Here is an 18,808-nt window from a genome sequence, read left to right as displayed (position 1 = left end):
CACATATAATTCTGTTCACGGTAACCTGCCTTGTGCGTGCGATTGGAGCCAAGCGACTATTCGGTCGTACGTGACGATGACGAAGATCCCAGGCTCATCCACGGTTGTAACCGGAGGGGGGACGGGCGACTTCGTCAAGCCTCTGGCCGGGTGGCCACCCGGCCAGAGGCTCAATCGCTTCCATCGCACGAAATTACTAACGTGCAGATACAAGGGGGCGGCACGGTACACGCTCAACCGCCACTCGCCACCGAAGCAAAAAACCCTTCCGGGCTCTCCACTTCCACCAGCCGCTTCTTCTCGATCAGCCAGAAGCGGTTGCCCACCGCCCGCACGAAACTGCGGTCGTGCGATACCAGCAGGCAGCTCGCCTCATGCGCCATCAGCTCGCTTTCGAGCGCTTCCTGTCCCTCGATGTCGAGGTGATTGGTGGGCTCGTCGAGCAGATAGAAGTTCGGTTCCGTCAACCGCAGCACCAACATGCCGAGCCGTGCCTTCTGGCCGCCGGAGAGCTGGCCGATCGGTTTTGTCTGCATGTCGATCGTCATGCCGGCGCCGGCCAGCAGGGCGCGCGCCCTGTGGTCGCCGACATCGAAGCGGCGGATGATCGTGCCGATCGGCGTATCGCCGTCGGCAAGATCGGCAAGCGCCTGGTCGCCATAGCCGAGAACGAGCGACGGCGTCGCCTTGATCCCGCTTGGCGCCGTCTCCGGCCTTTCGATCGCCTGTCTCAGCATCGAGACCAGCCGCGACTTGCCGGCGCCGTTGAGGCCGAGGAGCACGATGCGGTCATCCTGGCAGATGAATTGCCGGCCGGTCCTGAAGAGCAGCGTTCCATCCGGCGTCGTCACCGCTGCATCCTCCAGCGTCACCAGCACCTTGGCATGCGTGCCGCGGTTGGCAAGCCGGATGGCGCCGGCCGAGCGCTCCAGGTGCGCCGGTTTTGCCGCATCCTCCAGCTTCTCCGCCCGCTGTTTCAGCTGCTTCGTCTTGACGACGAGCAGGTCGCTGCCGGAATTGATGCCGATATTGTTGAGCTTGGCGGCCTGCTTGCGCAGCTGTTCCGCCGTCTTCATATCGCGCTCGTAGCGCCGCGCTTCGGCGGCATCGGCCTCGTCGAGGGCGGCGCGCGCCCTGGAATAGGGAAGCGCAAAGACCGGCGATTGCTCCGGCCGCAGGAACAGCGTCCGGTTGGTCGTCGCATCGAGAAAGGCGCGGTCATGGCTGGACAGGATCACCGGCACGTCGCGCGGCAGAGCATTCAGCCAGCCCTCCAGCTGCGCGATCTTTTCGAGATCGAGATGGTTGGTCGGCTCGTCGAGCAGCAGCACGTCGGGTTCGCTCACCCAGGCGCGGGCCAGCATCGCAAGCCGCTGCCAGCCGCCGCTCAACTGCTTCAGTGGCCGGCCGCGCATGGCCTCCGGCACCTCCAGCGATTCCAGCACGATGTCGACGCGCCAGCTCTCGCTTTCGGCCTGATCGGCCGGCAGAGCCTGCAGCACCGCATCCTGGAATGGCGTGTCGAAGAGGGCGGCCGGCACATTCTGCGACACATGGCCGACGGTCAGCCCGCGCGCTCTGGTGATTTCGCCCTCGCTCGGTTCGAGCGCGCCGGTAAGGCAGGCGAGCAGCGTCGATTTCCCCCGCCCATTGGCGGCGACGAGACCGATGCGGTCGCCGGCATTGACGACGAGGTTGAGCTTGGAAAATAGCGGATTGCCCAGCGTCACGCCGAGATTGCGGATATTGATAAGGGTCATGATCGTTCTCTGGTCTTGACCGGGAGCGCGGCATCCGGGGCATCAGCCATCACGGAATTGCGCCTTTCACCGGGACGTTACAGAAATGCGCGCGCAGCTTGGAGACGGCGCCGCATTGGCCACGAAGGGCAGACCAGGAAGAGATGTCGGGAACGGTCTCTGGTCAGCCCTGCAAACGCATTTGCAGGGCGTCGACGGGACCACGCTGGCGATTAAACCGGAAATAATACTGCATGGCGTGATCCTCCTTTCTCGAAAGGGTTGCAGAATGGAAATACCATTGCCAACAAAATGAGGCAAGGGAGGCCGCGTCCGAGGAGTGCAGGAAGCAATATTGTGGCATGCTTCGAGGCTACGCCCCGTGGGCTTCGCACCTCAGCATGGGGGAGGTTGGAGGGGGCCGCGCTCTCACAGCCTGTTTGGGAATGAAAGGTGCCGGTGGTGGAGGGCGCTGCTGCTCTCCCCACCGCGTTATGCCGATGTTTTGCAGAAACATCTCGTCCTGGCTGACGACGATGAGCGCCCCGTCATTCGACCGCTGATATCGAGTCGATGTCGAGATGGTCGGTCGACTCGTCGAGAATCAGGAGCGCCATCGTTATCAGAAGCATCGCAATGGCTCACCATATCTGCACCAGCATTGCGCCCTTCAGAAGTCATTGGCGGCAAAGGTTACTTATTGCTACAACCTTTTGCTGCAGGTCCGCGAGGTCTTTGGCAGCCAGTTCAGTGCCCAATTGTTTGTACGTCGTGGCGTCAGCCATCTTCTCGGTCATGCAGGAGCAATAGGTTTGGATTTGCTGCTGGGTAATAGCTTGGTTGAGTGAGGCCTGCTTCTGAACGCACGCAAATTGGGCGTCAGCTATGAATGATTGTCGAGCTTCGCCACCAATTGCTTCGTCGCGAGAGAACACAAACTCTCCGTAGGTAAAAGGCCGACGAAAATTGTGACAAAGAGCGCCGCGAAGGTGATTGCCCCCGAATGGCACTTGCGTTCGGCTTAGCTTGTCCCCTTTTGAAAAGATTTCGTATGGCTGCAATCACAACAAATAGTAGTGGTGCGGCGAGAGCCTGTCCACCTAAAGCGCTAATCGTTTCCGCACTCCGAGTGTGGGCGTAGTTTGCGAGTACAAAGCCTCGACCGTTCGCGACCTGAAGTAACAAAATGACAGCGCTAACGCCATGCCAATATTGGCGCTTCTCCAAAGGCTCCACTTTTGGGCTGCGCGATGCCCGATCGCCTCTTCCATAGTCATGACCCTTCCCCCCCAAGCCGCCGCGGTGGCTATCAATAGGTTGAATGCGTTATGTATTGCAAGTATGGCATCGCTCTCGAATAGGCGACATGAAGCCTTTTCCGGCGAAACGGGCTAGTGGAGCAATCGAGATTGAGGATGCAGGAAGCAATGCTGCGGCGTGCTTCGAGGCTACGCCCTCTCGGGCCTCGGTTGGGGGAGGCCGCGCTCTTATAGGCGGGCAGGGAATGGGAGGTGCCGGTGGTGGAGGGCGCTGCTGCTCTCCTGAAATCAGCCGCCCGCATCGCCGCCGCACAATTCAAGCCGCCGCGTTATGCCGATGTTTTCGAGAAACGTTGCGTCATGGCTGACGACGAGCAGCGCCCCGTCATAGGCGCTGAGACCCGCCTCGACCGCTGCTATCGAGTCGATGTCCAGGTGGTTGGTCGGCTCGTCGAGGATCAGCAGCGGCGGCGGCGCGGCGCCGAGCGTGCAGGCAAGGCCGGCGCGCAGCAATTGGCCGCCGCTGAGGGTCGAAACCCTCTGCAATGCAGCATCGGCCCGGAACATGAAGCGGGCAAGCGCGGCCCGGCAGGTGTTTTCATCGGCTTGCGGATTGATCCGGCGGAAATTGTCACGAATCGAAGCCGACGGATCGAGCAGGCTGACCTTCTGGTCGAGCATCGCGAAACCGGTCATCACCGCGACCGTGCCGGCCCAGGCTTCCAGCTCGCCGGTGATCAGCGCGAGCAGCGTCGTCTTGCCCGAGCCGTTCGGCCCGGTGATGGCGATGCGTTCCGGCCCCGTCACGTCGAAGGAGAGATTGTCGATGACGGGATCGTCCGGCCGGTAACCTGCCGTCACGCCGTCGATCTTCAGCACGATCTTGCTGGCCGGCAGCCCGGTCGTCGGCAAGCTCACCGACAGAGGCTGCAGGATCTCGATCTTCTCGCGCGCCGCCCTTGCCTCTTCAAAGGCCTGGGTGCGCCGTCGTTCGGCAAGGCGCGTATTGTCGCCGCCGGTGGTTTCGCTCCGCTCCTTCATGCCGCCGAGCATGATGCGCGGAATGCCGCCCTTGGCTGCCATCTTCCGCCCGGCGCTGTCCCTGCGTGCCTGACGCTCGACATTCGCCTGCGCCTTCCTGGCAACCTCCGCCATGCGCCCTTCGGCTTCGGCAAGATCATGTCGCGCGGCGGCAAGCTCGAGGGCCTTGCGCTCTCCGTAATGGCTCCAGTTGCCGCCGTAGCGCGTCGCGCCGAGCGAGGTCAGTTCGACGATTTGGTCGACGCTTTCGAGCAATTCCCGGTCATGGCTGACGATGACCGCGCCGGCCCGCCAGCTTGAAATCAGCGCGATCACCGCTGCGCGGCCTTCGCGGTCGAGATTGTTTGTGGGTTCGTCGAGCAGCAGGAAATCCGGCTCGCTGAAGATGAGCGCGGCAAGCGCGGCGCGTGTGCGCTGCCCGCCGGAAAGTGCGGCAAGCGGCGTCTGCGGCTCCGCGTCGAGCCCCGTCCGGTTGAGCGCGGCTGCGATCCGCGCCGGAAGCGTCCAGTCCGCCGAGGTCAGCTCGTCGGCCGTTGCCTCGCCGGCTTCGGCACGACGAAGAAGCTCGAGCGCCCCTGTCACGCCGAAGAGATTGGCGATGGTTTCATCGGCTGCGACCTGAACGCTTTGACGCAGCACCCCGAGGCTGCCGTTGACCGATATCGACCCGGAATTCGGCTGGACATCGCCGGAGACGAGTTTCAGCAGCGTCGTCTTGCCGACGCCGTTGCGTCCGACAAGACCGCTGCGGTCCCTGCCGAAACTGAGATCGAGATCGGAAAAAAGCGACCGCCCGTCAGGCGTGGCCCACGAAATTTGGGAGAGAGTGATGGATGCAGGCATGGATATGGACTTCCCCGTTGGCAAGGCGAACTGGCGTTGCGATCGGGTTGAAATCCATTGCGGCACACATCCTGTTGAAATGATCGATGGCGGGTAATTTAGGGAATGAAGGCTTTCGGTTCAAGGCGACGCAGCCAATTGGGCAGCAGAGAGCGATCTTGCTTCTTCTTCTCCCCGGGTCGAGACCTGTGGCTCGACCCCAGGTCGGTAATCCGAAGGGTCGGATGAGGGGCCCGCACGGCACACCAGTCATTGCCCTTCGCTTGCGCTCAGCGCATTCGCGGCTCTGCCGCTTACCCCTCATCTGCTTCCCGGCATCAGTACCTGGGTTGAGCCGCGGGTCTCAACCCGTCCGTTGGTCCCCCGCTGGGGAGAAGGGACTCAGACCTACCGCTTCAAGCTCCCCAGGATCCCGCGCACCAGAGCCCGGCCGACCTGGGTTGCCACCGTGCGGGCGACGCTCTTCATCGCCGCTTCCACCACCGTTTCGCGCTGGTAACCGGAGGACCTGCCGCGGGCTTGGCCGCGGCCTCGGCTGTCGTCGCCGCCGAAGCCCGGCAGGCTCCAGCCGGAGGTGGTGCCGGGCTGATCGGCCGCTTCCTCCTGCGCCCGCTTGGCGGCCTCGGCTTCCGCCGCCTTCCTGGCGCGCGCCGTCAGCATCTCGAAGGCGGATTCGCGGTCGAGATCCTCGTCATAGATGCCGAGAACCGGGCTCTTGTCCATCACCTGCTGGCGCTCGCCGTCGATCAGCGGGCCGACGCGGCCGGAGGGCGGTCGGATCAGGGTGCGCTCGACAATCGACGGTGCGCCCTTGGCTTCCAGCGTCGAGACCAGCGCTTCGCCGGTGCCGAGATTGGTGATGACGGTGGCGCAATCGAAGGCCGGGTTCGGGCGGAAGGTCTCGGCCGCCGTCTTCACCGCCTTCTGCTCACGCGGCGAATAGGCGCGCAACGCGTGCTGGACGCGGTTGCCGAGCTGGGCGAGCACCGTTTCCGGCACGTCGAGCGGGTTCTGCGTCACGAAATAGACGCCGACACCCTTGGAGCGGATCAGCCGCACCACCTGCTCGACGCGTTCGACCAAGACCTTCGGCGCGTCGTTGAAGAGCAGATGCGCTTCGTCGAAGAAGAAGACGAGTTTCGGTTTATCGGGGTCGCCGACCTCCGGCAGTTCCTCGAACAGCTCCGAAAGCAGCCAGAGCAGGAAGGTGGCGTAAAGGCGCGGGTTCATCATCAGCTTGTCGGCGGCCAGCACGGAGATCTGGCCATAGCCGCTATTGCTGGTGCGCATGATGTCGGTGATCTTCAGCGCCGGTTCGCCGAAGAAATGCTCCGCACCCTGCTGTTCGAGAACGAGCAGCGCCCGCTGGATCGAGCCGACGGAGGCCTTGGAGATCAGCCCGTACTGCCTGGAAAGCTCGCTGGCATTCTCGCCCATATAATTGAGCAGCGAGGTGAAATCCTTGAGATCGAGCAGCGGCAGCCCGGCCTGATCGGCGAGCTTGAAGGCTATGTTGATGACGCCTTCCTGCGGTTCGGAGGCATCCATCAGCCGGGCGAGCAGCAGCGGCCCCATCTCGGCGACGGTGGTGCGCACGCGATGGCCTTTTTCGCCGAACAGATCCCAGAAAATCACCGGAAACTGATCGAATTCATAATCGGCAAAGCCGATCTGCTCGGCCCGTTTGGTGAGGAAATCCTTGGGCTCGCCCCTGGCGGCGATACCGGAAAGATCGCCCTTGATGTCGGCTGCAAAGACCGGCACGCCGGCCCGCGAAAAACCTTCGGCCAGCACCTGCAGCGTCACCGTCTTGCCGGTGCCGGTGGCGCCCGTCACCAAGCCGTGGCGGTTGCCGAATTTCAGGTCGAGATATTCCGGCTTGTTGATGCTGTCGTCGGGATTGCGGCTCGCGCCGATGAAAATCTTGCCGTCCTCGATCATCCGCAACTCTCCCTTCGGCGCTTTCGCCATTTGTTGTGAAGGCTTGGGCTTCCACCGCCTTCATCGAACCATCGTTTCCCTGTTATAAGCAGGCGGAAGGATGCGGACAACTGTTTGCGGGGAAAGCAGAACCGCCGCTGAAAGCGCAGCTTGAGTTGCGCTCGAACTTCGAATAACGTTGACGTTAACGTCAAAAAACAGGAGGCTAGCATGAATGAAATTGTGACCCAGATCGCCGATCGCGTGGGTATTGCGCCGGACCTGGCCGAAAAGGCGCTCGGCATGATGCTCGGCTTCCTGCAGCGCGAGGCGGCCGACGGCCCGGTCGCGCGGATGATCGAAGCGATCCCCGGCGGCGCCGATCTCGTCGCCCAGTTCAACGGCGCCGGTGCCGGCGGCGGCGGCCTGCTCGGCGGGCTGATGAGCTCGCTCGGCGGCGGCGGCATCATGGGCCTCGGCCAGCAGCTGATGGGCGAAGGCCTCGGCATGGGCGAGATCACCTCGCTTGCCAAGGAAACCATTGCCATTGCCAAGCAATATGCCGGCGAAGAGGTCGTCGACGAAGTCGTCGCTTCGGTTCCGGGGCTCAGCCAGTTCGTCTGAGCGACAACCGCCAAAATAAGCCTTCGCGGCCTTGCCGCGGAGGTTCACCGTTGTCGCTCTTCCAGAATCTCGTCGGTAATATTACGTCCCCGCGCAAACACACCCAGTATGATGACGTTATCGCCACTAACCGAGAACGCTACACTGACACTGCGCCGATAGCCGATAATCCGCAAGCCGGGGATCCGGCCTTCCCGCACCGTGCCCCGTTCCGGAAACGTCGCCAGAGCTTCGATGAAGGTGATCACCGCGTCAACGAAGTCGCCAGCGATAGAAGTTCCGGCCTCAACGGCGATATTGGCATAGAGCTTGTCTAGTTCTGCTTCTGCCTTGGGATGGTAAACAATGCGATAGGGCATCCCTACTTGGCTTTCGCCGCATCATTCCGACGTTTGGTTTCAAAGCGAGAGCGCACCGTCTCGGCCGGGATGCCAAGGCTCGGCTTGTTCATCAGCTCGTCGTAGCGCGCCGGGATCTCCTCATTGAGCCAGCGCTCGCGGGCCGCCTCATGATCCTCCAACAGCCGTAGGCCTGCACGGATGACCTCGCTGGCGTTGTTGTAGCGGCCGGATTCCAGCTGCTTCCTGACAAACTCCTCGTAGTGGCTTCCGAGCGCAACGTTGGGCATGGCTTTCCTTTCGTTATCATCAGTATGGGGTAGTCGTTCCGTTGTGGCAATAGATATCAATCTTAGCCTAAGAATACGCGCGTGATAATTCCCGGTCGCCCTTGCCTTGCAACCTTTGTCGGTTAAGTAGGGATTTCCGTCGAAAAGAAGGATAGCCGCATGACTGTCTGGCGCCCACCGCAGCAGATCAGGGTGAAGGTGATCGGCCTTGCATGGAGGCAAGACCGGCTGCTCGCCGCGGAAGTGGAGGATGACGGCGGCCGCAGTGAGGAAATCCGCTATTCCGAGCTCGACGAGACGGCGGCGACGGCGCGCTGGTTCGGCCGCAACATGGTGCGCGATGCCGGCATCGATCTCTATCCGACAGGGCTGGAGAAAGTGCTGTCAAACTGGCGCGATTGAGCCGGAGAAGACGCCTGTACGCGGCCGATATTCTGCTCGCCAAACTTTGATCGCTCGTGCTCGTCCCATAGGGAACAACGAACGCAGAATCGCTGTTTCTGTCGCATCGCCGACACCAGAAGGAATAGCATCATGCGCAGGTTTATTGCAGCAACGTCGATCGCTCTCCTCAGCCTCTCCGCCCCGGTCCTCGCCCAGACGAATATGGGCATGGATGCCAGCGGCCGGATCGACGGCACGCCGCCGCTCGGCACGTCGCCCGGTGCCGAGACGCAGACCGGACTGGTCATCCCGCTCGATTCGATCGAAACCGGCAGCATCGACGAAGGCGCCCCGAGCGGCCGCGTCGACTGGGCGCGCTGCCCGCCGCGCAAGGCCCGCGGCGCGCTGGCCACTGAAGGTGGCAATAGCGGTGCCTCCGTCAGCCCCGCATGCCGTGAAGGTCGATAATAGGGAAGGGCGCTATTTGCCGTTCTTCGCCTCTCTGTGCAGGATGACGCCGAGTTCATGCCATTTTCGCCCGTCGCGCTCGATGAGTTCGTCGCCGCAGGCCGGCCCCATGCTGCCCGGCGCGTAAGCCTCGGGCGTGCTCGGGTCCTTGCTCCAGATGTCGAGGAAGGGCTGTACCGCCGCCCAGCCGGCCTCGATGCCGTCGGCGCGCTGGAACAGTGTCTGGTCGCCGATGAAGAGATCGTACAGCAGCGATTCATAGCCTGTGGTCTTGCCGATGTCGAACTTGTCGGCGTAGCGGAAGTCGAGAGAGACTGGCGTGGTATCGACCGAAAGCCCCGGCGACTTGATCGAGATTTCCATGCTCATGCCCTCGTCGGGCTGTACCTGGATCACCAGCCGGTTCGGCGGCAGGCGGCGATTGACTTCGGTCTCGCGGAACTGCGCGAAGGGCACAGGCTGGAAGGTGATGACGATCTCGGTGTCGCGCGCCGTCAGCGCCTTGCCGGTTCTCAAATAGAAGGGCACGCCCGCCCAGCGCCAGGTATCGGCATAGAGCTTCAGCGCCACATAGGTCTCGGTCCGGCTGTCGGGTGAAACGTCTTTGGTGCCGCGATAGGCCGGAAGCTCGACGCCGTTCAGCGGCCCGGCCCTATAGGCGCCGCGCACGCCATGCGTTTTTGCTTCCTCGGGCGTATAGATGCGCAGCGCCTTCAGCACCTTGCTCTTCTCGTTGCGGATCGCTTCGGCATCGAAGCTGTTCGGCGGCTCCATGGCGATCATCGCCAGCAGCTGGAAAAGATGGTTCGGCACCATGTCGCGCAACGCGCCTGTGGCATCGTAGAATTTGCCGCGGCTGCCGACATCGACGATTTCGGCGGCGGTGATCTGCACATGGTCGATATAGCGGCTGTTCCACAAAGACTCGATGATCATATTGGCGAAACGCGCCGTCATCAGGTTCTGCACCGTCTCCTTGCCGAGGAAATGGTCGAGCCGGTAGATCTGGTTTTCGCCGATCTGGGCGAGGATCTGGGCGTTGAGCGCCCGTGCCGAGGCGAGATCGTTGCCGAACGGCTTCTCGATGGCGACACGGCGGAAGGTGCCGTCCTTCTCGTCGGTCAGGCCATGGGCGGCGAGCTTCTCGACGATCGAGCCGAAGAAGGATGGCGGCACCGCGAGATAGAAGGCGGCATTGGCATCGGGCCCCAGCCGCCTGCCGATCTCGAGGAAAATATCGTCCTTGGTGAAATCACCCGATGTGTAGCTTATGCGCCGGCGCAGGCTCTCCCAGGCTTCGTCCTTGACCGTCTGCTCCTCGCCGTTGAGGTGGTTGAGGAATGCGTCGAGCCGGCCGCGCAGGAATTCGTCGTCGCCCTGCTCGATGCCGATGCCGAGAATATGGAGATCCTCGCCGACGAGGCGCTGGCGCGTCAGATTGATGATCGCCGGCACCAGCAGCCGGCGCGTCAGATCGCCGGTGGCGCCGAAGATGACGAGGGTGACCGGCGGGGTAGGGGCAGCGTGCATGTATCATCTCCGAGATTTTGTGTCCGACTATAAAGCCTGCCGGTTCCGTCGCAACATAGGCGGCGAGGGGTAACAGGCATTTGACATTTCGGGGCAGCAGGGGTGCCGAGACCCCCGGTGGCTGCAAGAGGCAATGTCATGGATGGCTCTCGATCAAGCAATCAGTGCTCAGTTATGGACGAGCGAAGCATAGAACCAGTCGATGAAGACACGCACGATTGGCGTCGCATGAGCCTCGGTTCGGCAGGCCACATAGACCGCGTCGTTGGCCGGGACCGTAAGGTCGAATGGCGCGATCAGCTCGCCCCGCGCGATCATGTGCGCGGTGGTGATATTGTCGCCGAGCGCAACGCCGTGGCCGTGCATGGCCGCCTCGATCGATAGGCGCGCGTCGCTCATCATGTGCTGGCGCGCCGGCAGCGCAATGCCGGCGGCGGTCAGCCAAGTGTTCCACTCATTGCCGCGATCGGCGTGCAGCAGCATATGGTCACGCAGGTCGCGCGGGGAGCGCAGGGGACGCCTGTTCATGAGCGCCGGGCTGACGACAGGGAAGAGCTCCATCCGGCTCCACAGGCGCGACCAATAATTGGGCCAGTTGCCGCTGCCGTAGAGAATGCACAGGTCGACATTCGGGGAGTTCAGATTGTTCGGTTCGTTCGAGGCGCGCAGGTCGAGCTGGATGTCGGGATATTGATCGGTGAATTCCTGAAGCCGCGGGATAAGCCACAGCGACAGTACTGCCGCAACACAGGTCACGCGCAGCGTGCCGCCGGTCGAGGGCCGGGTCATCGCGGCTTTCGCTGCTGCGATGTCCGAAAATGCGTTGGAAACGACCGGCATCAGCAACGCGCCCTGGCTTGTAAGCTTCAGCCATTTGCCGCCGCGTTCAAACAGGCGCACGCCTAGCGATTCCTCTAATGTGCGTATCTGATGGCTGATCGCGCCGTGGGTGACATTCAACTCGCGGCCCGCCGCGGAAACCGATCCATGGCGGGCGGTTGCCTCAAACGCGCGTAGCGGGTTGAGGGGCGGCAGACGGCTGGACATAAGCAATGACCTGTGAGAAAAACTCGCACGAAGCTGTATATTAATATCAATTGATTTTCCAGCGAGCTTGCCGTTCAATCACTAAAAGAAGCCATCGGCCTCTGCGGCAAAGCTGCAGCCGAGGACCGATTTGCCATCCTGATCGCAACATCGTCACCCTCAAGAAGGCCGTCATGTCCTGGAATGAAACCAAGCTTTCCGAACTCCGAGCCAGATATGGCGACAGCCACGGCGGTGAGTTGCACCATCCTGAGTTCCGCAAGGTCGCGGAGAAGATCTTTAACAAGAGCGGCACCAGGCTCGCGCCCTATTCGGGAATCCCGACATTCCTCTCCGCCCCGCTGATGCAGGTCGACAACGAGGACCCGGATTTCGGTGATCTGCAGGTCGCGATCCTCGGCGTGCCGATGGATCTGGGGGTGACGAACCGCCCAGGCTCACGCTTCGGGCCGCGCGCGCTACGCGCCATTGAGCGCATCGGGCCTTACAATCACGTGCTCGGCTGCGCGCCGGTTCAGGAACTGCGCGTGGCAGACATTGGCGATGTGGCGTTTCAGAGCCGCTACCGGCTGGAATTGTCGCATGAGGATATCGAAACACGCGTCGCGCAGATCGTTAACGCCGGTGTGCTGCCGCTCTCGGTAGGCGGTGACCACTCGATCACCCATCCGATTCTGCGGGCCGTTGGCAAGGAGCGGCCAGTCGGCATGATACATATCGACGCCCATTGCGACACCGGCGGTGCTTACGACCTGACCAAGTTCCACCACGGCGGGCCGTTCCGCAACGCGGTGCTCGACGGTGTGCTCGACCCGACGCGCGTGGTTCAGATCGGCATTCGCGGCTCGGCTGAATATCTCTGGGAGTTTTCTTATGCCTCGGGCATGACGGTGATCCATGCTGAGGAGATCTCGGCAATGGGCATTCCAGCAATTATCGAAAAGACGAAGGCCATCATCGGTGACGGGCCAACCTATCTTTCCTTCGACATCGACAGCCTCGATCCGTCTTTCGCGCCGGGCACCGGCACGCCGGAGATTGGCGGCTTCACCACCCGCGAGGCGCTGGAGCTCATCCGCGGCTTCAAGGGCGTGAACTTGGTCGGCGGCGATGTCGTCGAGGTCGCGCCCCAGTATGACGCTACCACCAACACAGCCCATGCCGGCGCGCAGATGCTGTTCGAAATATTGAGCCTGATGGCGTTCAGCCCGGCAATCCGCCGTGCCGCCTGACGGCCCTGGCCGCAGCTCAAGGCCAGGAACGAAAAGAAGGCTGCAAAGGCCTCGAATAAATTGAAAGAGGGAAGCGGCGTGCCGCATCGGTTAGGAGAAAGACGATGACGAAACTGACAACGAACCGCCGCACCGTGCTCGGCCTCGGAATAGGTGCGGGTGTAGCCATGTTGGCAATGCCCAATGTGCTGCGCGCTCAGGACAAGTCGCTGAAGGTCGGTGTTTATGGCGGCTACTTCAAGGACTCGTTCGACAAGAACATCTTTCCGGAGTTCACCAAGGCGACCGGCATCGCCGTCGAATCCGTCGCAGAGCCGACCGGCGAGGCCTGGCTGGTGCAGATGCAGCAGGCAGCCAAGGCAGGCCAGGCGCCGGCTGACGTTTCGATGATGTCGCAGGTGTCGATGCGCAAGGGTCAGGCCACAGAGCTGTGGGCTCCGCTCGACCTCGCCAAGATCAAGAACTCCAGCAACCTGCTTGAGCGGTTCGTCAACAAATACCAGGATGGCCGCGTCGCCGGCATCGGCGCGGTCTCATGGTTCATCACCCTGGTCACCAACACCGATGTTTACAAGGAAGCGCCGACCAGCTGGACCGCGCTGTGGGATCCCGCCAATGCCGACAAGCTCGGTCTGCTGGCGCTCGTCTCCAACTCCTTCCTGCTCGACGTGACGGCAAAGACCTATTTCGGCGGCGCCCAGGCGCTCGACACTGAGGAGAGCATCCTCAAGGTCTTCGCCAAGCTGGCCGAGCTGAAGCCGAATGTCCGCCTGTGGTATCGCGACGAGGCGCAGTTCGAACAGGCGCTAAAATCGGGTGAAATCCCGATGGGACAGTATTATCACGACGTGACCGGCCTCGCCGCCGCGGACGGCCAACCCGTTCGCTCGACCTTCCCGAAGGAAGGCGGCATCCAGGACGCGGGCTCGTGGGCGCTGTCGAAGGCGTCGCAGAAGACGGAAGAGGCGCATATCTTCATCGACTATATGTGTCAGCCGTCCATCCAGGCCGTGCTGTCACGCAAGGTAGGCACGTCACCAACGGTCAAGCGCGAAACGACCGACCTGAACGAGAAGGAATTTGCGGCGGTTTCCTCCGACATCGAACCGATCATTCCACACTACGACATGTACATCTCCAAGGCCGACTGGCTGAACGAGAAGTGGACGGAAATGATCGCCAGCTGACACTGATCGTGCTTTCGCAGGCCCCGTTCAGGGGCCTGCCTTTCGGTTGGGAAGGGGCATATGTCGGGACTCACGCTTCAGAATATCGTCAAGGACTTCGGCGCCTTTCGCGCCGTCAACAATGTCGACCTGACGGTGCCGCACGGCGCATTCGTCTGTCTGCTCGGCCCCTCGGGCTGCGGCAAGACAACCTTGCTGCGCATGATCGCAGGTCTAGATCTGCCGACATCGGGCCGCATCACGCTCAATGGGAACGACATCACGAGGACGCCCACGCACCAGCGCGAGCTTGGCATGGTGTTCCAGTCGCTGGCGCTGTTCCCGCACCTGACGGTAGGCGAGAATATCGCCTATCCACTTCGCATTCGCGGCCGGCCGAAGGACGAGCAGGCAAAGCGCGTCGAAGAGCTGCTGGCGATGATTTATTTGCCGGGCTACGCTGATCGAGCCGTGTCGAAACTTTCGGGCGGCCAGAGGCAGCGCGTCGCAATCGCTAGGGCACTGGCGATTTCGCCAAAACTCTTTTTGCTCGACGAGCCGCTGTCGGCGCTTGATGCCAAGCTGCGGGAAGCCATGCAGGTGGAGCTTCGCCAGCTTCATCAGCGGCTCGGCATCACCACGATCGCCGTCACGCACGACCAGCGCGAGGCGATGACCATGGCCGATACGGTGGTGGTCATGAACGGCGGTCAGATACGCCAGGCGGCGTCGCCGACCGAGATTTATCGTAGGCCGGCAGACAGCTTCGTAGCGGATTTCATTGGCCAAACAAATCTGGTCGAGGCCAGGCGGGAGGGCGGCGCGGTCAGCATATTGGGGCAGCCGGTCGCCGACTTGTCGCTGTCGGCAGGGATCGAGCGCGCCACGCTCTCGATCCGGCCGGAAGACGTGCGCTTGGGCCCGCCGAAGGCCGGTGCACTGATGGGCGAGGTCATCTTCGTGCGCGATCTCGGCGGCGTCGTCGAAACCTTTGTCAATGTCGGCGGTCAGCAGTTCATTGCAGTCTCGACGCCGCGCGAGCGCCCTGACGTGGCGGTTGGCCAGAAGGTCGGCATTGCGCTCACCGACAAGGACTGCGTGGTGCTCGAGCAATGAGACGCGAAGCCCCCCAGACGCTTGGCGACTATGCCCCGCTAGCCTTCCCGGCGATCATGCTAATCGTCTTCTTCGTCGTGCCTTTCGGCACCATGATTTCCGTCAGCTTCTTCAAGCGCCAGCAGGGCGCCTTCTACACGCCTGATTTTGTCTTCGATAATTATGTCCGCTTCCTCTCTGCCTTCTTTGGCGGAGTGCTCAGCTTCTCGCTGATCCTTGCGATTGCGGTGGCCGTCATGTGTGTCGTTCTGGCCCTGCCTTTCACATATCTGCTGATCCGTATGAAGCGGAGCACCCAGGTGGTCTGGCTGGTCGCACTCCTTTCGATCCTGTCCCTTTCTGAGGTAATCATCGGTTTCGCCTGGTCGACGCTGTTTTCGCGCACGGCCGGCATCACCAACCTGTTCGTGTGGCTCGGCCTCATGCAGCAGGCAGTCGCCCTGACGCCGAGCATCGGGGCCGTTGTCACGGGCATGGTCTATCAGGCCTTCCCCTACACGGTCCTAGTCCTCTATCCCGCGCTGGTGCGGCTTGATCCGACGCTTTCGGAGGCCGCGCGTACGCTCGGCGCTTCGCCGGTCAAGGCATTCTTCACCGTCGTCGTGCCTGCGCTTCGCGATACGATCGTCGCCACGCTGATCATGGTTTTCATCTTCGCGCTCGGGTCCTATCTGTTGCCGCAACTGCTCGGCCGCCCGCAGCACTGGACGTTTTCCGTGCACATTACCGACCAGGCGATCTATCAATCGAACATGCCCTTCGCGGCTGCCATGGCGGTTTTCCTGGTATTGGTCACACTAGCCCTTGTAGCGCTGACCCTGCTCGTTGGCCGCCGAGGAGGGGCGATCAAATGACTATTCTCCGCAACGTTCTTTTCGGGGCCGTTGGACTGTTTCTCGCTCTGCCGCTGATCGTCGTCGCCGGCGTGTCGGTCAACGCCAAGCAGAGCTTGACCTTCCCGCCGCAAGGCTTCTCGCTCGGCTGGTACGGTGAAATATTTCTCCACATGGAATGGCGCAACGCGCTGATCGCGTCACTTGTGCTCGCGCTCTCGTCGGCGGCGCTGGCAGTGCTGATCGCCTTGCCGCTAGCCTGGTTCCTATGGCGCCGCTACGCGCCCTGGGCCAATATCTTCCAGTTGCTCGGAGTGGCGCCCTTTACCCTGCCGCCGGTTATCACGGCGCTCGGCCTGCTGACTTTCTGGGCCACGACCGGATTTTACGGGCAGTCGTGGACGGCGGTGATCGGCCACGCCATCTTCTTCGTCACGCTGCCGTTGGTGACCATTTCGCTCGGCTTTTCGGCCATCGATCACTCGCTCGTAGAGGCCGCGTCGACATTGGGCGGTGATGATCGCGCTGTGTTCCGAACCATCGTTCTGCCACTGATTTCGCCGTACATCGTGTCAGGCTACGCTTTTGCCTTTGTGCTATCGCTCAACGAATACATCGTTGCCTACATGACGGTCGGTTTCACGATGGAAACGCTGCCGATCAAGATCTTCAATTCGCTGCGTTACGGCTACACGCCGACCATGGCGGCGGTGACGGTCCTGTTTGTGGCGACGGCAGCGATTGTCTTCAGTCTCGTCGCACGCTTCGGCGACCTGCCGAAACTGCTGGGCGCGATGACTTCCAGCGAGCCCTGATCGAGGCAACCCATCGCCGCCACGGAACCCCAGGGCGTCATGCTATTTGCCTCCGCCACCACTGGGCGTCGCGGCGGCGATCATTTGATGAACATCCTCAAAGCCGTTGAAGACTTTGCCGCATGTGGCTGGCACCCAAAGAGGCAGGGCGGGCGAAAACCGAACTTAACTTCGATGGAGAATCGGATGACTGAAGCCGTTACGATGAGCGTGGAAGCCCTGCAAAGTCGCGTCGTTGCCATCTTCGAGCGCGCAGGATTGAACAAGATCAAGGCGGCGGCTCTGGCCCATGTCATCGTGGCCGGAGAACGCGATGCCTGCAAGTCGCACGGCATTTACCGCATCGAGGGTGTGCTGCGCACGGTAAAGGCGGGCAAGGTGAAGCCCGATGCCGCTCCTGTTCTCGCGCCGGATGACGGCAGCGCGATCGTCAGGGTCGATGCGCGGGGCGGATTCGCAAATGCGGCGTTTGAGCTCGGCGTACCTGCCCTGGCGGAACGCGCAACGCGGCTTGGCATCGCCGCCATGATCGTCAACGATTGCTCGCATTTTTCGGCGCTGTGGCCAGAGGTCGAGGCGTTGACCGCGCACGGTCTCGCAGCATTGGTGATGTGCCCGAGCTATGCGACGGTTGCCCCATCCGGAGGCAGCAAGCCTCTGCTCGGTACCAATCCGTTTGCCTTCGGCTGGCCTCGCAAGGACCAGCCGCCTTATGTGTTCGATTTTGCCACTTCGGTGGCCGCGCGCGGCGAGATCGAACTGCACCGCCGCGCTGGCAAGCAACTGCCGGAAGGTTGGGCGATTGACGCTGCCGGCAACCCAACCACTGACCCGGTTGCTGCGCTCGAAGGTGCAATGATGCCCTTCGGCGGCGACAAGGGGTCCGCCATCGCCACCATGATAGAGTTGCTCGCCGGCATCATGATCGGCGATCTCACCAGCCCCGAGGTTCTAGACTACCTCGGCACGACGATCTTGGCGCCGTTCCATGGCGAACTGATCATTGCAATGTCACCCGAAGCCTTCGCCAGAGGCCGCCCCGGCGATCGTTCGCGCGCGCCGAAGTGCTCTTCGAATCGATCGTCGGACAAGGTGCGCGGCTTCCGTCGCAGCGCCGCTTCACCGCGCGCATCCAATCGGAAGCCAAAGGTATCAGCCTGACCGCAGCTGAGATTACCCAACTGGATGCGTTGTTGGAGGGCTGACCGCTGTTAACTAAAGCGCTCGCGTCAAACGGACTAGGGCAATTTGTGCGAAACCATTAGCCGGTGTGGGAGGTAGGTGAGCATACCGGCCGCAACCGATCATTTTTTCACCGCCACCATAAAAATTCGCGGGAACCGCAGCAGCACCCGCCCGTCCGATAGCTTCGGATAGGCCCTTTCCACCCGTTCCAGATAATCCGCCAGAAAAGCCTCGCGGTGCTTTTCGCCGGCATGGGCGAGATAGGGCATCAGCCCGGTGCCCTTTACCCATTCGACGATTGCCGCCGCATCCGCCATCGGGTGGTTGTAGATGGTGTGCCAGATATCGACGCGCGAAGCCTTGGCGATCAGCCTGGAGTAATAAGTGGAGGGCGGAGCCAATGGCTGGCGGCACACGCTCTTTTCCTCGAAGGCGGCCTTCCACGGGCCGGCATGCGCGCTCTCTTCCATTGCCAGATGCGAGGGTTCGCCGAGATTGTCGGGCATCTGCACGGCGAGCACGCCGCCAGGCGAAAGCCCGTCCATCAGCCGGTCGAAAATGTCGAGATGATCGGGCAGCCATTGGAAGACGGCATTGGCAAAGAGCAGGTCGGCCGGCTCTGTCGGCTGCCAGCTGCCGAGATCGGCCTCGACGAAGGCGGTGCCGGGAAGTCGCTTGCGGGCCGCCTCCAGCATATTGACGTCGCTGTCGAGGCCGGCGACACCTTCGGCGCCATAACGCTCAATAATGAGTTCGGTCGAATTGCCCGGCCCGCAGCCGAGGTCGACGGCGCGGCCGATGCTCTGCAGCGGCACCTGCGCCAGAAGATCGCGTGCCGGGCGTGTGCGTTCGTCCTCGAATTTCACATATTGGCTGGCGGACCATGCCATGGCGGTACCTCCTGATGTCGGGCCACAATTCCCTGTGGCGGATGCCGATCCTGTCGAGTTGCTCCGTCGGGCTCGACGATCTCAACGG

17 protein-coding genes and 1 pseudogene are annotated in these 18,808 nt (G+C 62.1%); 10 read left to right on the top strand and 8 right to left on the bottom strand.

Annotated features, from left to right (window positions below):
• Positions 1-233: 233 nt before the first annotated feature.
• Positions 234-1,760, bottom strand: a complete 1,527-nt coding sequence (locus C4N04_RS02760) for an ABC-F family ATP-binding cassette domain-containing protein (RefSeq protein ID WP_096765022.1) — start codon at positions 1,758-1,760, stop codon at positions 234-236.
• Positions 1,761-2,320: 560 nt separating this feature from the next.
• Between C4N04_RS02760 and C4N04_RS31740 the strand changes: the two genes are divergently transcribed.
• Entirely contained in the window at positions 2,321-2,587 is a 267-nt protein-coding gene (locus tag C4N04_RS31740) for a hypothetical protein (RefSeq protein WP_164519009.1), read from the top strand.
• Positions 2,588-3,286: 699 nt separating this feature from the next.
• On the opposite strand, the gene C4N04_RS02745 is transcribed toward C4N04_RS31740, so the two are convergent.
• Complete coding sequence (locus tag C4N04_RS02745; protein ID WP_106795385.1) at positions 3,287-4,882, bottom strand: ABC-F family ATP-binding cassette domain-containing protein; 1,596 nt, start codon at positions 4,880-4,882, stop codon at positions 3,287-3,289.
• A gap of 387 nt (positions 4,883-5,269) precedes the next feature.
• Complete coding sequence (locus C4N04_RS02740; protein WP_077994763.1) at positions 5,270-6,823, bottom strand: helicase HerA-like C-terminal domain-containing protein; 1,554 nt, start codon at positions 6,821-6,823, stop codon at positions 5,270-5,272.
• A gap of 210 nt (positions 6,824-7,033) precedes the next feature.
• Between C4N04_RS02740 and C4N04_RS02735 the strand changes: the two genes are divergently transcribed.
• Positions 7,034-7,426 (top strand): hypothetical protein, encoded by a 393-nt coding sequence (locus C4N04_RS02735; RefSeq protein ID WP_004679798.1) that lies wholly within the window; start codon positions 7,034-7,036, stop codon positions 7,424-7,426.
• A 44-nt stretch (positions 7,427-7,470) separates the two neighbouring features.
• On the opposite strand, the gene C4N04_RS02730 is transcribed toward C4N04_RS02735, so the two are convergent.
• Positions 7,471-7,785, bottom strand: a complete 315-nt coding sequence (locus C4N04_RS02730) for a type II toxin-antitoxin system RelE/ParE family toxin (RefSeq protein WP_009993189.1) — start codon at positions 7,783-7,785, stop codon at positions 7,471-7,473.
• A 2-nt stretch (positions 7,786-7,787) separates the two neighbouring features.
• Positions 7,788-8,054: a type II toxin-antitoxin system ParD family antitoxin gene (locus C4N04_RS02725; RefSeq protein WP_106795384.1), complete on the bottom strand. Its 267-nt coding sequence runs from the start codon at positions 8,052-8,054 to the stop codon at positions 7,788-7,790.
• Positions 8,055-8,213: 159 nt separating this feature from the next.
• Between C4N04_RS02725 and C4N04_RS02720 the strand changes: the two genes are divergently transcribed.
• Positions 8,214-8,456: a hypothetical protein gene (locus C4N04_RS02720; RefSeq protein ID WP_096765024.1), complete on the top strand. Its 243-nt coding sequence runs from the start codon at positions 8,214-8,216 to the stop codon at positions 8,454-8,456.
• Between the two features lie 132 nt (positions 8,457-8,588).
• Positions 8,589-8,906 carry a hypothetical protein gene (locus tag C4N04_RS02715; RefSeq protein ID WP_039618611.1) on the top strand — a complete coding sequence of 106 codons (318 nt, stop codon included), beginning with the start codon at positions 8,589-8,591 and terminating at the stop codon, positions 8,904-8,906.
• Between the two features lie 12 nt (positions 8,907-8,918).
• Here the strand turns inward: C4N04_RS02715 and zwf are convergent, their stop codons facing one another.
• Both zwf and C4N04_RS02705 read right to left on the bottom strand, forming a co-directional pair.
• Positions 8,919-10,436, bottom strand: coding sequence for a glucose-6-phosphate dehydrogenase (gene zwf / locus C4N04_RS02710; protein ID WP_106795383.1), 1,518 nt, complete (start codon positions 10,434-10,436; stop codon positions 8,919-8,921).
• Between the two features lie 168 nt (positions 10,437-10,604).
• Positions 10,605-11,483 carry a LysR substrate-binding domain-containing protein gene (locus C4N04_RS02705; protein ID WP_077994767.1) on the bottom strand — a complete coding sequence of 293 codons (879 nt, stop codon included), beginning with the start codon at positions 11,481-11,483 and terminating at the stop codon, positions 10,605-10,607.
• A 173-nt stretch (positions 11,484-11,656) separates the two neighbouring features.
• On the opposite strand from C4N04_RS02705, the gene speB reads away from it, so the two are divergent.
• From speB to C4N04_RS02675, 6 genes and pseudogenes are all read left to right on the top strand, one after another.
• Positions 11,657-12,715 (top strand): agmatinase, encoded by a 1,059-nt coding sequence (gene speB / locus C4N04_RS02700; protein ID WP_077994768.1) that lies wholly within the window; start codon positions 11,657-11,659, stop codon positions 12,713-12,715.
• A 104-nt stretch (positions 12,716-12,819) separates the two neighbouring features.
• A complete protein-coding gene (locus tag C4N04_RS02695) occupies positions 12,820-13,902 on the top strand; it encodes an ABC transporter substrate-binding protein (RefSeq protein WP_077994769.1) in 1,083 nt (360 codons plus the stop codon).
• Between the two features lie 60 nt (positions 13,903-13,962).
• Positions 13,963-14,997 (top strand): ABC transporter ATP-binding protein, encoded by a 1,035-nt coding sequence (locus C4N04_RS02690; RefSeq protein ID WP_077994770.1) that lies wholly within the window; start codon positions 13,963-13,965, stop codon positions 14,995-14,997.
• A complete protein-coding gene (locus C4N04_RS02685) occupies positions 14,994-15,851 on the top strand; it encodes an ABC transporter permease (protein ID WP_064706566.1) in 858 nt (285 codons plus the stop codon). Before C4N04_RS02690 ends, C4N04_RS02685 begins: the two co-directional genes overlap by 4 nt.
• On the top strand, positions 15,848-16,645 hold the full coding sequence (locus C4N04_RS02680; RefSeq protein WP_077994772.1) for an ABC transporter permease: 798 nt from the start codon (positions 15,848-15,850) through the stop codon (positions 16,643-16,645). Before C4N04_RS02685 ends, C4N04_RS02680 begins: the two co-directional genes overlap by 4 nt.
• Before the next feature lie 186 nt (positions 16,646-16,831).
• Positions 16,832-17,850, top strand: a pseudogene (locus C4N04_RS02675) (Ldh family oxidoreductase).
• A gap of 99 nt (positions 17,851-17,949) precedes the next feature.
• Here the strand turns inward: C4N04_RS02675 and tam are convergent.
• Positions 17,950-18,720 carry a trans-aconitate 2-methyltransferase gene (gene tam / locus C4N04_RS02670; protein ID WP_106795382.1) on the bottom strand — a complete coding sequence of 257 codons (771 nt, stop codon included), beginning with the start codon at positions 18,718-18,720 and terminating at the stop codon, positions 17,950-17,952.
• Positions 18,721-18,808: the final 88 nt, after the last annotated feature.

Source organism: Rhizobium sp. H4 (genome assembly GCF_003013335.1).
Taxonomy (GTDB): domain Bacteria; phylum Pseudomonadota; class Alphaproteobacteria; order Rhizobiales; family Rhizobiaceae; genus Rhizobium; species Rhizobium sophoriradicis.
Note: the sequence above shows the minus strand (reverse complement) of the source record. Positions and strands in the feature narration are given on the sequence as shown.